Below are 13,363 nucleotides of genomic sequence, written 5' to 3'. Positions count from 1 at the left end.
ACCCACCGCGGCTATGACAGCGATCACCCGAGAGTGACCGGTGATGTCGGCAAGGCCGGCGTGGCCATTGACTCGGTTGAAGACCTGAAGATCTTGTTCAACCAGATCCCGCTCGACAAGGTGTCGGTCTCCATGACCATGAACGGCGCGGTGCCGCCGGTGCTGGCCGGCTATGTGGTGGCCGCCGAAGAGCAGGGCGTGAGCCAGGACAAGCTGTCCGGAACCATTCAGAACGACATTCTGAAAGAGTTCATGGTGCGCAACACCTACATCTACCCGCCGCAGCCGTCGATGAAGATCATCGGCGACATCATCGAGTACACGGCCAAGAACATGCCGAAGTTCAACTCGATCAGCATCTCGGGCTACCACATGCAAGAGGCCGGCGCCAACCAGGCGCTTGAGCTGGCCTTCACCCTGGCCGATGGCAAGGAGTATGTGAAGACCGCCATCGCCAAGGGCATGGATGTGGACGAGTTTGCCGGCCGCCTGAGCTTCTTCTGGGCCATCGGCATGAACTTCTACCTCGAAGTGGCCAAGATGCGCGCGGCGCGCCTGCTGTGGCACCGCATCATGAGCGGTTTTGACGCCAAGAACCCCAAGAGCCTGATGCTGCGCACCCACTGCCAGACCTCGGGCTGGTCGCTGACCGAGCAAGACCCCTACAACAACGTGGTGCGCACCACCATCGAGGCCATGGCCGCCGTGTTTGGTGGCACGCAAAGCTTGCACACCAACAGCTTTGACGAGGCCATCGCTTTGCCCACCGAGTTTTCGTCGCGCATTGCCCGCAACACCCAGTTGATCATCCAAGAAGAGACCCACATCACCAGCGTGATCGATCCTTGGGCGGGCAGTTACATGATGGAGTCCTTGACCCAAGAGATGGCCGACAAAGCCTGGGCCATCATCCAGGAAGTTGAAACCATGGGCGGCATGACCAAAGCCGTGGACAGCGGCTGGGCCAAGCTCAAGATCGAAGCGGCAGCGGCTGAAAAACAAGCCCGCATCGACTCGGGCAAAGACGTCATCGTGGGCGTCAACAAATACAGGCTGGCCAAAGAAGACCCGATCGACACCTTGGACATCGACAACGTGCGCGTGCGCGATGGCCAGATTGAACGCCTCAAGCACATCAAAGCCACACGTGACAGCGCCCGCGTGCAAGCCGCGCTCGACGCGCTCACGGCGGCGGCCGAGTCAGGCCAAGGCAACTTGCTGGACCTGACCATCCAAGCCATGCGCTTGCGTGCCACGGTGGGGGAGGTGAGCGATGCGCTGGAGAAGGTGTTTGGCCGCCACCGCGCCGACACCCAAAAGGTGACCGGTGTGTACGCGGCTGCCTACGACTCAGCCTCGGGCGAAGGAGACACCATGGACTACTGGAATGCGCTCAAGGCTGAGATTGCCGAGTTCGCCGACCAACAGGGTCGCCGCCCGCGCGTGATGATTGCCAAACTCGGCCAAGACGGCCACGACCGGGGTGCCAAAGTGGTGGCCACTGCGTATGCCGATTTGGGCTTTGATGTGGACATGGGACCGCTGTTTCAAACCCCCGAAGAGTGTGCCCGCCAAGCGATTGAAAACGATGTGCATGCCGTGGGTGTGTCCACCTTGGCGGCGGGTCACAAGACTTTGGTGCCTGCCATCATTGCCGAGCTCAAAAAGCAAGGGGCTGACGACATCATCGTGTTTGTGGGTGGCGTGATTCCACGCCAAGACTACGAGCTCTTGTATGCGCAAGGCGTCAAAGGCATTTACGGTCCGGGCACGCCCATCCCTGTGAGCGCCAAAGATGTGTTGGCGCAAATTAAGAAGGCCTTGGGTTAAACCTCTTCAACCCACACCTAGGCACAAGGCATGACACCTGAGCAATTGCTCGACGGACTGCTGCACGGCAACGCAGCGGTGCAGCGCCGCGCCATGGCCAAGGCCATCACCCTGCTTGAATCGACCCGCACCGACCACCGTGTGTTGGCCGATGCCTTGTTGACTGCCATGCTGCCGCACACCGGCCAGTCGTTTCGTCTGGGCATCAGCGGCGTGCCGGGGGTGGGCAAGTCCACCTTCATCGAAGCCTTGGGTTTGTATTTGATTGGCCAGGGCCACCGGGTGGCTGTGCTGGCGGTGGACCCATCGTCCAGCGTGTCGGGCGGCTCGATCTTGGGGGACAAAACCCGCATGGAGCATTTGAGCGTGCATCCACAGGCCTACATCCGCCCCAGCCCATCGAGCGGGACCTTGGGCGGCGTGGCTGAGAAAACCCGTGAGTCGATGCTGGTGTGCGAAGCCGCTGGCTACGACGTGGTGCTGGTAGAAACCGTGGGCGTGGGTCAAAGCGAGACCGCCGTGGCCAACATGACCGACATGTTTTGTTTGCTGCAATTGCCCAACGCGGGCGACGATTTGCAAGCCATCAAAAAAGGTGTGATGGAGATCGCGGATTTGGTGGCCATCAACAAGGCCGACATCGACACCATTGCCGCGACACGGGCACAGCTGCAAATCACCAGTGCCTTGCAGCTGCTGGGCATGCATGCCTCGTCGGGCCACCCGCATGGCGACGACAGCGTGTGGCACCCCAAGGTGCTGCAAATCAGCGCTTTGCTCAACCAGGGTGTGGATGCGTTTTGGGCTGCTGTGAGCGAATTCAAAGGCCTGCAAGTCAACAATGGCCGCTTTGAGACGCGGCGCCAAAACCAAGCCCTGTCGTGGATGTGGGAGCGCATCGACGCCGGTTTGAAGCACACCTTTCGGTCGCAGCCACGCGTGCAATCGCTGCTGCCCGAACTCAGCCAACAAGTGGCGGCGGGGCAGTTGGCTGCTTCGACCGCTGCCAGACAACTGCTCAGCGCTTACCAAGCGCAGAGCTGAAACCTATCTTCCATAAAAGAGAGTGCAACCATGCAAGACATCCTTGAACAACTGGAACAAAAACGTGCCGCGGCGCGCTTGGGCGGAGGCCAAAAGCGCATCGACGCGCAACACGCCAAAGGCAAGTTGACGGCGCGTGAGCGCATTGAGGTGTTGCTCGACGAAGGCACCTTCGAAGAGTGGGACATGTTTGTCGAGCACCGCTGCACCGACTTTGGCATGGAAGCCAACAAAATTCCGGGTGATGGGGTGGTCACAGGCTACGGCATGATCAACGGTCGTTTGGTGTTTGTGTTCAGCCAAGACTTCACGGTGTATGGCGGCGCTTTGTCGGAAACCCATGCCGAAAAGATTTGCAAGATCATGGACCAGGCCATGAAGGTGGGCGCGCCGGTGATTGGCTTGAACGATTCAGGGGGTGCCCGCATTCAAGAAGGTGTGGCCAGCTTGGGCGGTTATGCCGATGTGTTCCAGCGCAACGTGATGGCCAGCGGTGTGGTGCCACAGATCAGCATGATCATGGGGCCGTCTGCCGGTGGGGCGGTGTATTCGCCGGCCTTGACCGATTTCATCTTCATGGTCAAAGACAGCTCGTACATGTTTGTCACCGGCCCTGAAGTGGTCAAAACGGTCACGCACGAAGAGGTGACCGCCGAAGAGCTGGGCGGCGCATTGACCCACACCACCAAGAGCGGTGTGGCCGACATGGCGTTTGAAAACGACGTCGAAGCTTTGCTGATGTTGCGCCGTCTCTACAACTACCTGCCGCTCAACAACAAAGAGAAAGCGCCGGTGCGCCACAACGGGGACCCGACCGAACGCATGGATGTGAGCTTGGACACCTTGGTGCCCGAGAACCCCAACAAGCCCTATGACATGAAAGAGCTGATCGTCAAAACCGTGGACGATGGCGACTTCTTTGAGCTGCAACCCGACTACGCGAAAAACATTTTGATTGGCTTTGCCCGCATGGCCGGTCAAACGGTTGGCATCGCGGCGAACCAACCTCTGGTGTTGGCGGGTTGCTTGGACATCAAGAGCTCCATCAAAGCCGCGCGCTTTGTGCGCTTTTGCGATGCCTTCAACATTCCCGTGATCACCTTTGTCGACGTGCCCGGTTTCATGCCCGGCACCAGCCAAGAGTTTGGCGGCATCATCAAACACGGTGCCAAGTTGCTCTACGCCTATGCCGAGTGCACGGTGCCCAAGATCACGGTGATCACGCGCAAGGCCTATGGCGGTGCGTACGACGTGATGGCGTCTAAGCACCTGCGCGGTGACGTGAACTTTGCCTGGCCCAATGCCGAGATTGCGGTGATGGGGGCCAAGGGCGCGGTGGAAATCATCTTCCGCGAAGACAAGGGTGACCCAGAAAAACTGGCCGCGAAAGAAGCCGAGTACAAGGCCCGTTTTGCCAACCCGTTTGTGGCGGGTGCGCGTGGCTTCATTGACGATGTGATTCAACCGCATGAAACCCGCAAGCGCATTTGCCGCTCGTTGGTGATGCTCAAAGACAAGCAGATCGACAACCCGTGGCGCAAGCACGGCAACATTCCGCTTTGAGTTGGCTTATGCGGAACACTGAGTTGAAACGTCGGTTGGGGAGGGCGGGTAGCCTGAGCGCTTTGCTCCGTGTCCTCCGGCCTTCGGCCTCCCCCTTTACCTGCGCAAAGCGCTCAGGCTACCCGCTTGATGCAGCACTTTTTATTGCGGCAGGGGAAGCGGACAACCCGAATTCTTTGATGCACTTCGCAGCCATGGGTGCGGTGTGTCCGCCGCAGCGAAGTGAAGGGGGAGCCCGAAGGGCGGGGGACATGAGCGGAGGCGGATACGCCGCGCCCATGGCGAGCACAGCAACTCACGGCATGCCCATGGCGAGCACACCAACGCACAACACGCCCAAGGCGAGCACCGCAAAGCATTGAACAGATACCCTAATAAGGAAAGACCATGTTTACCAAAATTCTGATTGCCAACCGCGGCGAAATCGCCTGCCGTGTCATCGCCACCGCCCACAAAATGGGCATCCAAACCGTGGCCGTTTACTCCGAAGCCGACAAAGAAGCACGTCACGTGCAACTGGCCGATGAAGCGGTGTTGATTGGACCGGCGGCCTCGCGTGAGTCGTACCTGGTGGCCGACAAAATCATCGCCGCTGCCAAAGCCACGGGTGCACAGGCCATTCACCCCGGTTATGGTTTCCTGAGCGAAAACGCCGAGTTCTCCAAACGCTGCGAAGACGAGGGCATTGCCTTCATTGGTCCGCGCCACTTCTCCATTGCCGCGATGGGTGACAAGATCGAGTCGAAAAAATTGGCGGGCTCTGCGGGCGTGAACTGCATCCCCGGTGTCAACGATGCCATCGAAACCCCCGAAAAAGCGGTGCAAATTGCCCAAGGCATTGGCTACCCCGTGATGATCAAAGCCTCCGCTGGCGGTGGTGGCAAGGGGCTGCGCGTGGCCTTCAACGACAAAGAAGCTTTGGAGGGCTTCACCTCTTGCCGCAACGAAGCACGCAACAGCTTTGGCGACGACCGTGTGTTCATTGAGAAATTTGTCGAAGAGCCGCGCCACATCGAAATTCAAGTGTTGGGCGACAGCCACGGCAACGTGGTGTATTTGAACGAGCGCGAGTGCTCGATCCAGCGCCGTCACCAAAAAGTGATCGAGGAGGCGCCTTCGCCTTTCATCAGCGAGGCCACCCGCCAAGCCATGGGCGAGCAGGCCGTGCAGTTGGCCAAGGCGGTGAAGTACCAAAGCGCGGGCACGGTGGAGTTTGTGGTCGGCAAAGACCAGAGTTTTTACTTCCTCGAAATGAACACCCGTTTGCAGGTGGAGCACCCCGTGACCGAAGCCATCACCGGCTTGGACTTGGTGGAGTTGATGATTCGGGTGGCTGCGGGCGAGAAGCTGCCCATCACGCAAGCCGATGTCAAACGCAATGGCTGGGCCATTGAATGCCGTATCAACGCCGAAGACCCGTTCCGTAATTTCTTGCCATCGACCGGGCGCTTGGTGCGTTTTCAAACGCCCGCACAAACCATGTTCCAAGGCAACACCGACCATTTGTTCGGCGTGCGCGTGGACACCGGTGTGCAAGACGGTGGCGAGATTCCGATGTTTTATGACTCGATGATCGCCAAGCTCATCGTGCACGGCAAAGACCGCAACGAAGCGATTGCCAAGATGCGTGAAGCCTTGAACGGCTTTGTCATCCGTGGCATCAGCTCCAACATTCCGTTCCAAGCGGCTTTGCTGGCGCACCCAAAGTTTGTTTCGGGTGACTTCAACACGGGCTTCATTGCCGAGCAGTACGCCCATGGTTTCCGCGCCGAAGACGTGCCGCATGACGATCCCGACTTCTTGGTGGCGCTGGCCGCTTTTGTGCGCCGCAAATCGCGCGAGCGCGCGGCCAACCTCAGCGGGCAGTTGCCTGGCTACGACGTCAAGATTGGCCAGGACTACACCGTGGTGGTGTTGGGCGCACAAGGCCACAACAGCCATAAGCCAGTGCATGTGGACGAGTTCCGTGGTCAAAGCGGCTTGGCCAATATTCAAGTGGGTGACAAGACCTACGCCATCGAAAGCCACTCGCGCTTGAACGATGTGCGCATCTCGGGCACGGTCAACGGCCAGCCCTTCACAGCGCAAGTCGAGCGAGGCACGGTGAAAAACCCCTTGGTGCTGCAAGTGCAACACAACGGCACCCGCATCGACGCCTTGGTGATGTCGCCCCGCATGGCCGAGTTGCACCAACTCATGCCGTACAAAGCACCGCCTGACTTGAGCCGCTTTGTGCTGTCGCCCATGCCGGGCCTGCTGGTGGATGTGCCGGTCAAACCGGGTCAGAAAGTTCAAGCCGGTGAACGCGTGGCCGTGATCGAAGCCATGAAGATGGAGAACGTGTTGTTTGCCACCCAAGACGGCGTGGTCAAGAGCGTGGTGGCCAGCAAGGGCGAGTCTCTCACGGTGGACCAGATGATTGTGGAGTTTGAGTGATGTCTGCAACTACACGCCCCTTCAAAGTGCTGGGCATCCAGCAAATCGCCATCGGTGGCCCAGACAAAGGGCGCTTGCAAAAACTCTGGGTTGACATGTTTGGCTTGGAGGTGACGGGCACCTTCAAGAGCGAACGTGAAAACGTGGACGAAGACATTTGCGCCATGGGCGTGGGACCATTCAAGGTCGAGGTGGATTTGATGCAGCCCTTGGACCCCGACAAAAAGCCAGCGGTGCACACCACCCCTTTGAACCATGTGGGCTTGTGGATCGACAAGCTGCCTGAGGCGGTGGCATGGTTGAGTGCGCAAGGCGTGCGGTTTGCGCCGGGCGGCATCCGCCAAGGCGCAGCAGGGTTTGACATCACCTTTCTTCACCCCAAAGCCAGCGACGAATTTCCCATTGGCGGGGAGGGTGTGCTGATTGAGCTGGTGCAAGCGCCCCCAGAGGTGGTGAGCGCCTTCAGTAAACTGGCTGCTTCCTAAACCCCCAAGGGGCCTGCATGGCGGTGTTGACGTGTTTTGACGATTGTTCAGATTTTGTAAAACTCAGGCGTGACATCCATGCCCACCCCGAGTTGGGGTACGACGAACACCGCACCAGTGCCATCGTGGCTGAGCGTTTGCGCGCTTGGGGTCTGGAGGTTCACACCGGCATCGCCCACACCGGGGTCGTGGGCGTCTTACACGGGCGCGAGGGGGCACACAGCATTGGCTTGCGCGCCGACTTGGACGCGCTGCCGCTGCAAGAAGACAACCATTTCCCCCACCGCTCGCAACACGACGGGCGCATGCACGCGTGCGGACACGACGGCCACACCACCATGCTGCTGGCGGCCGCCTGGCAGCTGTCGCAACGCCGTGACTTTGCTGGCACGGTGAACTTCATCTTTCAGCCTGCCGAAGAAATGGGCAAGGCGGGCGCCAAGAAGATGATTGACGAAGGCTTGTTTGAGCGCTTTCCTTGTGAGGCGGTGTTTGCCTTGCACAACTTCTCTTTGGGTGCCAAGGCTGGATCGTTTGCACTGAACCACGGAGCCCTGATGGCGTCGAGCAACACCTGGCGCGTCACGCTGCGCGGGCGTGGCACCCACGCCTCCATGCCGCACACCGGCACCGACCCGGTGGCCGCCACCATCAACTTGGCGCAGCAGTTGCAAACCTTGGTGCCTCGCGTGATCGACTCGCGTGAGCGGGTGCTGCTGGCGGTCACGCAAATCCAGGGCTCTGGCGCGCCGAATGTGATTCCTGATGTGGCTTGGGTGGGCGGCACGGTGCGCACCTTTTCAGACCACGCCCTGGACCTGTTGGAAGCGGCGCTGCGCCGCACCGCAGAACACACGGCGCTGGCCCATGGCTGCCAGGCCGAGGTGAGCTTTGTGCGGGCCTCGCCCCCCGTGGTGAACCATGCGTTTGAAGCCCAGTTTGCCGCCGAGGTGATGCGCGAGATCGTGGGTGTGCAGGACGTGAACGACGCCTTCGAGCCCGTGCTGACCGCCGAAGACTTTGCCCACATGCTGCGCGCCAAGCCCGGTTGCTATGCCTTCATTGGCAACGGCGATGGCGGCCACCGCATGCCCGACCATGGGCCCGGTGCTTGCGTGATCCACAACACCTCGTTTGACTTCAACGACGCCATCATCCCGGTGGGTGCAAGCTATTTTGTGCGCTTGGTGGAGCGTTGGCTGGCACGCCCCTGAGAGACTTGATGTGGGGTGTTGCACTGCGTGTGAGGACATCCGACACAACCGAGATCTGTTTTCCTCATTGATTCAACAAGGATGTCCATGACTTCTCCCTACACACTTCGCGGCCTGAGCTTGATGCTGGCCTTGAGCGCATGCACCTTGGGTTCTGCTTGGGCGCAACGCGTGGTGCACTTGGTGGTGCCTTTTGGACCCGGTGCGGTGCAAGACACGCTGGCGCGCACCTTCAACAACGAATTGGGCCAAGCCCTGGGCGCGACGGTGTTGGTGGAGAACCGTGCGGGTGCAGGCGGCACGGTGGGCACCGCCCAAGTGGCCCACGCAGCGGCTGACGGCAACACCCTGGTGCTGGCCGCTGCCAGCCATAACCTGGCAGGGCATTTGTATGCCAAGTTGCCCTACGACCCGGTGAAGGACTTTGTGGGCGTGGCCTTGTTGGGCTATTCGGGCTACGTGGTGGCGGCGCCTGCCAACATGGGCGTGAACAACCTGGCCGAGTATGTGCGCGCCTTGAAGGCCAAGCCCGGTCAACTCAACTACGCGTCGGCGGGCAACGGCAGCGCCACACATTTGGGCATGGCGTCGTTTCTGGCCAAAGCGGGTGCCAGCATGCAGCACATTCCGATGAAGTCCACCGGCGACGCAGTCAACGAAGTGCTGGCCGGGCGCGTGCAAGGTGTGACCTCGGCCACCATCGGTGTGGCGGGGTTCCGCCAAGACCCGCGCATCAAGCTGCTGGCTTACACCGGTAGCCAGCGCTCCAAGTTCATGCCGGAGTTGCCCACTGTGGCCGAGGCCGGTTTGCCGGGCTTCAAGTTCGACTCCTGGTTTGGCTTGTTGGCACCGGCTTCGACGCCCAAGGCCGAGGTGGACCGCATCAACGCGGCCATGGCCAAGGTGTTGGCAGATCCGGTGGTGCAAGAGCGGTTCACCAAGCTGGGGGTTGAGCCGGGTGCCATGTCGTCGGATGAGTTTCAGCGCTTGTTGCGCGCGGACTGGGACACGGCCGGGCAAATTGTGAAGGCCTCGGGCGCACGCATCGAGTGAGGCGAGCAGGCCTCAAGCGCCTGTGCCAGCGTTTGAAACGGCCCCACCTGGGGCCGTTCAGCTTTGTGCGCGAGCTTTGGCTTTCGCCAAAGCGGCTTCGATGATGGCGCGCTTGCGGTCAACTTCAGGCGCGCTGCCAGCACCCTCTGCACCATGGGTATGGGCGGGCAAATCGGCCAATTTTTTGAGCGCTTTGGCTTGCAGCCGCTGCGTGGTGTCTTGTGCCTCACGGGCACTGCGTTGCTGGTGCCAGCGGAAGCGTTCGCGGGCTTGGCTTGCTTGCTCGGCTGACCAAGCGGCCCAGCCCGTGAGGGCAGGGTCAACGGGTTCGAGTTGAATGCAGTCGACGGGACACACCGGAATGCACAACTCGCAGCCAGTGCAATAAGCTTCGATGACGGTGTGCATGCGTTTGTTGGCACCCAAGATGGCGTCTGTCGGGCAGGCGGCAATGCACAGCGTGCACCCAATGCACCAGTCCTCGTCGATGATGGCCATTTGGCGGGGGCCTTCCATGCCGTGTTCAGCACTCAGTGGGAGCGCTGCTTGGCCCATGAGCGATGACAAGCGTTCAACGCCTGCTTGTCCTCCAGGCGGGCATTGGTTGGTGCCAGCATCGCCCTGGGCCATGGCCTGGGCGTAACTGTGGCAGTCGGGGTAGCCGCAGCGCGTGCACTGTGTTTGTGGCAAAGCGTCGTTGAGACGCTCAACCAGACTCACTTGTTCGCGCGCACAGCTTTCTTGGCTGCGGGCTTGGCTGCAACAGACGGAGGGGCAGCGCGGGCAGACACTTTTTTCACCACCACCGGCGCGGTTGAGCTGACCTTGGCCGCTGCTTTTTTGGCAGCAGGGCGCACAACTTTGGGCTTGGCGACAGCAGGGGCCTTGACGCCCTGTTTGGGGGGAGCTGCTTTTTGATGCGCCAAGATGAAGCTCTTGACATGCGGATACACCACGTCGCGCCATCGGCGACCACTGAAAATACCGTAGTGGCCTGCGCCGGGCACTTCCAAGTGGTGCTGCTCTTGGCGCACGATGCCTGTGCACAGGTCGTGCGCAGCCACGGTTTGGCCTGAGCCCGAGATGTCGTCGAGTTCGCCTTCGACCGTCAGCAGTGCAGTGCCACGGATGTCTTGCGGGCGAACCAATTCCAGTTGCCCTTGTTCAGACTTGACGTACCAAGTGCCTCGCACCAGCTTGAACTCTTGGAACACCGTGTTGATGGTCTCCAGGTAGTAATCGGCATCCATGTCGAGCACTGCGTTGTACTCGTCGTAGAACTGGCGGTGTGACTCGGCGCTGGAGTTGTCGCCTTTGATCAGGTCTTTGAAGTAGTCGTAATGGCTCTTCAAGTGGCGATCCGGGTTCATGGCCACAAAGCCGGTGTGCTGCAAAAAGCCTGGGTAGACGCGACGGCCTGCACCTGGGAAGTTGTCGGGCACGCGGTAAATCACATTGTTTTCAAACCAGCTGAAGCTCTTGTTCATGGCCAGGTTGTTGACCGCGGTGGGCGATTTGGTGGCGTCAATGGGCCCACCCATCATGGTCATGCTCAGAGGCGTTTTTTCGCCGCGGCTGGCCATCAGGGAGACTGCCGCCAACACCGGCACCGTGGGTTGACACACACTCATGATGTGGCAGTTGCCGTAGTGATTTTGCAAGTAGCGGATGAACTCTTGCACGTAGTTCACGTAGTCGTCGAGGTGGAACTCGCCATCACTCAAGGGCACCAGACGGGCGTTTTTCCAGTCGGTGATGTAGACCTTGTGGTCTTTGAGCATGGTCTTGACGGTGTCGCGCAGCAAGGTGGCGTAGTGACCTGACAAGGGGGCCACGATCAGCACCACGGGCTGGCCCTTGAGGCTGGTCAGCGTGTTGGAATCATCGGTGTAGCGTTTGAAGCGGCGCAATTCGCAAAAAGGTTTGTCGAGTTCGATGCGTTCGTGGATGGCCACGTCCACACCGTTGACCTCGACCGATTGGATGCCAAATTGTGGCTTTTCGTAGTCTTTGCCCAAGCGGTAGAGCAAGTCGTAGCCCGCAGAAATGCGTTGTCCGAGTTGGTTTTGGCCCAAGGGGGAGAGCGGGTTGCTGTAGAGCTTGGATGCGGCCTGCGCAAAGTCTGCGAACGGCTCCATCAAGGTGCGCTGAGTTTCGAAGATTTGGTAAAGCATGTGTCTTTGGAAGATGATGTTGCAGTGCAATATAACAGCAGCGACTGGGGTGAAAATGGAGTCTGTCCCCCAATTGAACTTGCTTGTCTTCAGCGCCCCATGACCACCTCCCCATCGAACACCACAACCACGGCCCGCATGCCGGTTTTATTTGTCGGACACGGCAGCCCCATGAACGCGATTGAAGACAGCCCATTTCGCCGTGAATGGCAGCGTATCGGCAGGTTGTTTGGCAGCCAATGGCCCAAGCCCCAGCTGATTTTGTGCATTTCTGCCCACTGGATCACCCAGGGCTGGCAGCTCACGGGCATGGCGCAACCCAAAACCATCCACGACTTTGGTGGGTTCCCTCAGGAACTGTTTGAACAGCAATACCCTGCGCCGGGTGCGCCCGAATGGGCGGCGCAGAAGGCACAGCAATGGCGTCAACCTGCCAACGGCGAGCCCTTGGGCGTGGACTTGACCCAATGGGGCTTAGACCATGGCTGCTGGAGCGTGCTGAAACCCATGTTTCCTGCGGCAGACATTCCGGTGGTGCAACTGAGCATGGACTACAGCCGTCCCATGGCGGAGCACTATGCCTTGGGCCAGCAGTTGCGCAGCCTCAGACATCAGGGTGTGTTGGTGATGGCCAGTGGCAACACGGTGCACAACTTGCGCACCATGCAACGCTCAGCGGCAGACGACCAAGCCTACGATTGGGTGGTTGCCTTTGACCAATGGGTGGCAGCGCAAATCAGCGCCGGCCACAACCAGGCCTTGGTGGATTTTCAAGCGCAAGGTCAAACCGCGCAGATGTCGCACCCCAGCTACGACCATTTCTTGCCTTTGCTTTATGCGGCAGGCGCAGCAGAACCCGGGGACAGCGTGACGTTTTTCAACGAGGGGTACCAGCTGGCCTCCATTGCCATGCGCTCCGTCATTTGGGACTGAGCGCTTAAGGCTCAGATCACCTTGGCAATGCAGGCGCAGACGTAGTCGATGTTCTTGCTGTTGAGCGCGGCCACGCACATGCGGCCGGTGTCGGTGCCGTAAACCCCAAACTCGTTGCGCAGGCGCACCATTTGGTCTTTGTTCAGTCCGGAGTAGCTGAACATGCCGATTTGGGTGGTGATGAAGCCCATGTCTTGCTTGACGCCAGCGGCTTTCAAACCATCCACCAACCTTTGGCGCATGGCTTTGATGCGCACGCGCATCTCGCCCAGTTCTTTTTCCCACAAGGCGCGCAGCTCAGGGTTGCCCAATACGGCGGCCACCACGGCACCGCCGTGGATGGGTGGATTGGAGTAGTTGGTGCGAATGACGATCTTGAGTTGGCTCAGCACGCGGCTGGCTTCTTCTTTGTCGGCGCACAGTACGCTCAAAGCGCCCACGCGCTCACCATACAAGCTGAAGCTCTTGGAGAACGAGGTGGAGACAAAAAAGCACAGACCGGCGGCGACAAACTTTTGAATCACAGCGCCATCTTCGGCAATGCCGTGGCCAAAGCCTTGGTAGGCCATGTCCAAGAACGCGGTCAGGTTTTTTGCCTTGACCACAGCCACCACTTGGTCCCATTGGGCCG

General features: G+C 59.8%; 11 protein-coding genes. 8 read left to right on the top strand and 3 right to left on the bottom strand.

Annotated elements, in window-relative coordinates; translation table 11 throughout:
* The 7 genes from scpA to ACKWJN_RS15165 form a co-directional block, all read left to right on the top strand.
* Nucleotides 1-1,830, top strand: a 1,830-nt coding sequence (gene scpA, locus ACKWJN_RS15195) for a methylmalonyl-CoA mutase (RefSeq protein WP_408598289.1), incomplete at its 5' end; no start/stop codon positions are given.
* Nucleotides 1,831-1,860: 30 nt separating this feature from the next.
* Entirely contained in the window at nucleotides 1,861-2,874 is a 1,014-nt protein-coding gene (gene meaB / locus ACKWJN_RS15190) for a methylmalonyl Co-A mutase-associated GTPase MeaB (protein ID WP_408598288.1), read from the top strand.
* Between the two features lie 30 nt (nucleotides 2,875-2,904).
* Nucleotides 2,905-4,437, top strand: coding sequence for an acyl-CoA carboxylase subunit beta (locus tag ACKWJN_RS15185; protein WP_408598286.1), 1,533 nt, complete (start codon nucleotides 2,905-2,907; stop codon nucleotides 4,435-4,437).
* Between the two features lie 387 nt (nucleotides 4,438-4,824).
* The gene (locus ACKWJN_RS15180; protein ID WP_408598284.1) at nucleotides 4,825-6,873 is read left to right on the top strand and encodes an acetyl-CoA carboxylase biotin carboxylase subunit; all 2,049 of its coding nucleotides are present in this window, start codon (nucleotides 4,825-4,827) and stop codon (nucleotides 6,871-6,873) included.
* On the top strand, nucleotides 6,873-7,358 hold the full coding sequence (locus tag ACKWJN_RS15175) for a VOC family protein (protein ID WP_408598283.1): 486 nt from the start codon (nucleotides 6,873-6,875) through the stop codon (nucleotides 7,356-7,358). The genes ACKWJN_RS15180 and ACKWJN_RS15175 overlap by 1 nt, the downstream gene beginning before the upstream one ends.
* A 17-nt stretch (nucleotides 7,359-7,375) precedes the next feature.
* Nucleotides 7,376-8,572, top strand: coding sequence for a M20 aminoacylase family protein (locus ACKWJN_RS15170; protein ID WP_408598281.1), 1,197 nt, complete (start codon nucleotides 7,376-7,378; stop codon nucleotides 8,570-8,572).
* Between the two features lie 81 nt (nucleotides 8,573-8,653).
* A complete protein-coding gene (locus ACKWJN_RS15165) occupies nucleotides 8,654-9,625 on the top strand; it encodes a tripartite tricarboxylate transporter substrate binding protein (RefSeq protein ID WP_408598280.1) in 972 nt (323 codons plus the stop codon).
* Between the two features lie 57 nt (nucleotides 9,626-9,682).
* Here ACKWJN_RS15165 and rsxB read toward each other — a convergent pair whose 3' ends face one another.
* Complete coding sequence (gene rsxB, locus ACKWJN_RS15160; RefSeq protein WP_408598278.1) at nucleotides 9,683-10,345, bottom strand: electron transport complex subunit RsxB; 663 nt, start codon at nucleotides 10,343-10,345, stop codon at nucleotides 9,683-9,685.
* Nucleotides 10,342-11,799, bottom strand: a complete 1,458-nt coding sequence (locus ACKWJN_RS15155) for a polyhydroxyalkanoate depolymerase (RefSeq protein ID WP_408598276.1) — start codon at nucleotides 11,797-11,799, stop codon at nucleotides 10,342-10,344. Before ACKWJN_RS15155 ends, rsxB begins: the two co-directional genes overlap by 4 nt.
* Before the next feature lie 99 nt (nucleotides 11,800-11,898).
* Between ACKWJN_RS15155 and ygiD the strand changes: the two genes are divergently transcribed.
* Complete coding sequence (ygiD, locus tag ACKWJN_RS15150) at nucleotides 11,899-12,732, top strand: 4,5-DOPA dioxygenase extradiol (protein WP_408598274.1); 834 nt, start codon at nucleotides 11,899-11,901, stop codon at nucleotides 12,730-12,732.
* Nucleotides 12,733-12,743: 11 nt separating this feature from the next.
* Here ygiD and ACKWJN_RS15145 read toward each other — a convergent pair.
* A partial coding sequence (locus ACKWJN_RS15145; RefSeq protein ID WP_408598272.1) for an aminotransferase class I/II-fold pyridoxal phosphate-dependent enzyme occupies nucleotides 12,744-13,363 on the bottom strand: 620 nt, incomplete at its 5' end.

This window comes from Limnohabitans sp. (assembly GCF_046052825.1).
Lineage (GTDB): Bacteria > Pseudomonadota > Gammaproteobacteria > Burkholderiales > Burkholderiaceae_C > Limnohabitans.
This window is presented reverse-complemented; position numbering and strand designations above follow the sequence as displayed.

Excerpts from the sequence above, each read along its gene's own strand:
- ACKWJN_RS15155 (WP_408598276.1), bottom strand. The coding sequence starts at position 11,799 with ATGCTTTACCAAATCTTCGAAACTCAGCGCACCTTGATGGAGCCGTTC.
- ygiD (WP_408598274.1), top strand. The coding sequence starts at position 11,899 with ATGACCACCTCCCCATCGAACACCACAACCACGGCCCGCATGCCGGTT.
- ACKWJN_RS15175 (WP_408598283.1), top strand. The coding sequence starts at position 6,873 with ATGTCTGCAACTACACGCCCCTTCAAAGTGCTGGGCATCCAGCAAATC.
- ACKWJN_RS15185 (WP_408598286.1), top strand. The coding sequence starts at position 2,905 with ATGCAAGACATCCTTGAACAACTGGAACAAAAACGTGCCGCGGCGCGC.
- ACKWJN_RS15180 (WP_408598284.1), top strand. The coding sequence starts at position 4,825 with ATGTTTACCAAAATTCTGATTGCCAACCGCGGCGAAATCGCCTGCCGT.
- ACKWJN_RS15170 (WP_408598281.1), top strand. The coding sequence starts at position 7,376 with ATGGCGGTGTTGACGTGTTTTGACGATTGTTCAGATTTTGTAAAACTC.
- ACKWJN_RS15165 (WP_408598280.1), top strand. The coding sequence starts at position 8,654 with ATGTCCATGACTTCTCCCTACACACTTCGCGGCCTGAGCTTGATGCTG.
- meaB (WP_408598288.1), top strand. The coding sequence starts at position 1,861 with ATGACACCTGAGCAATTGCTCGACGGACTGCTGCACGGCAACGCAGCG.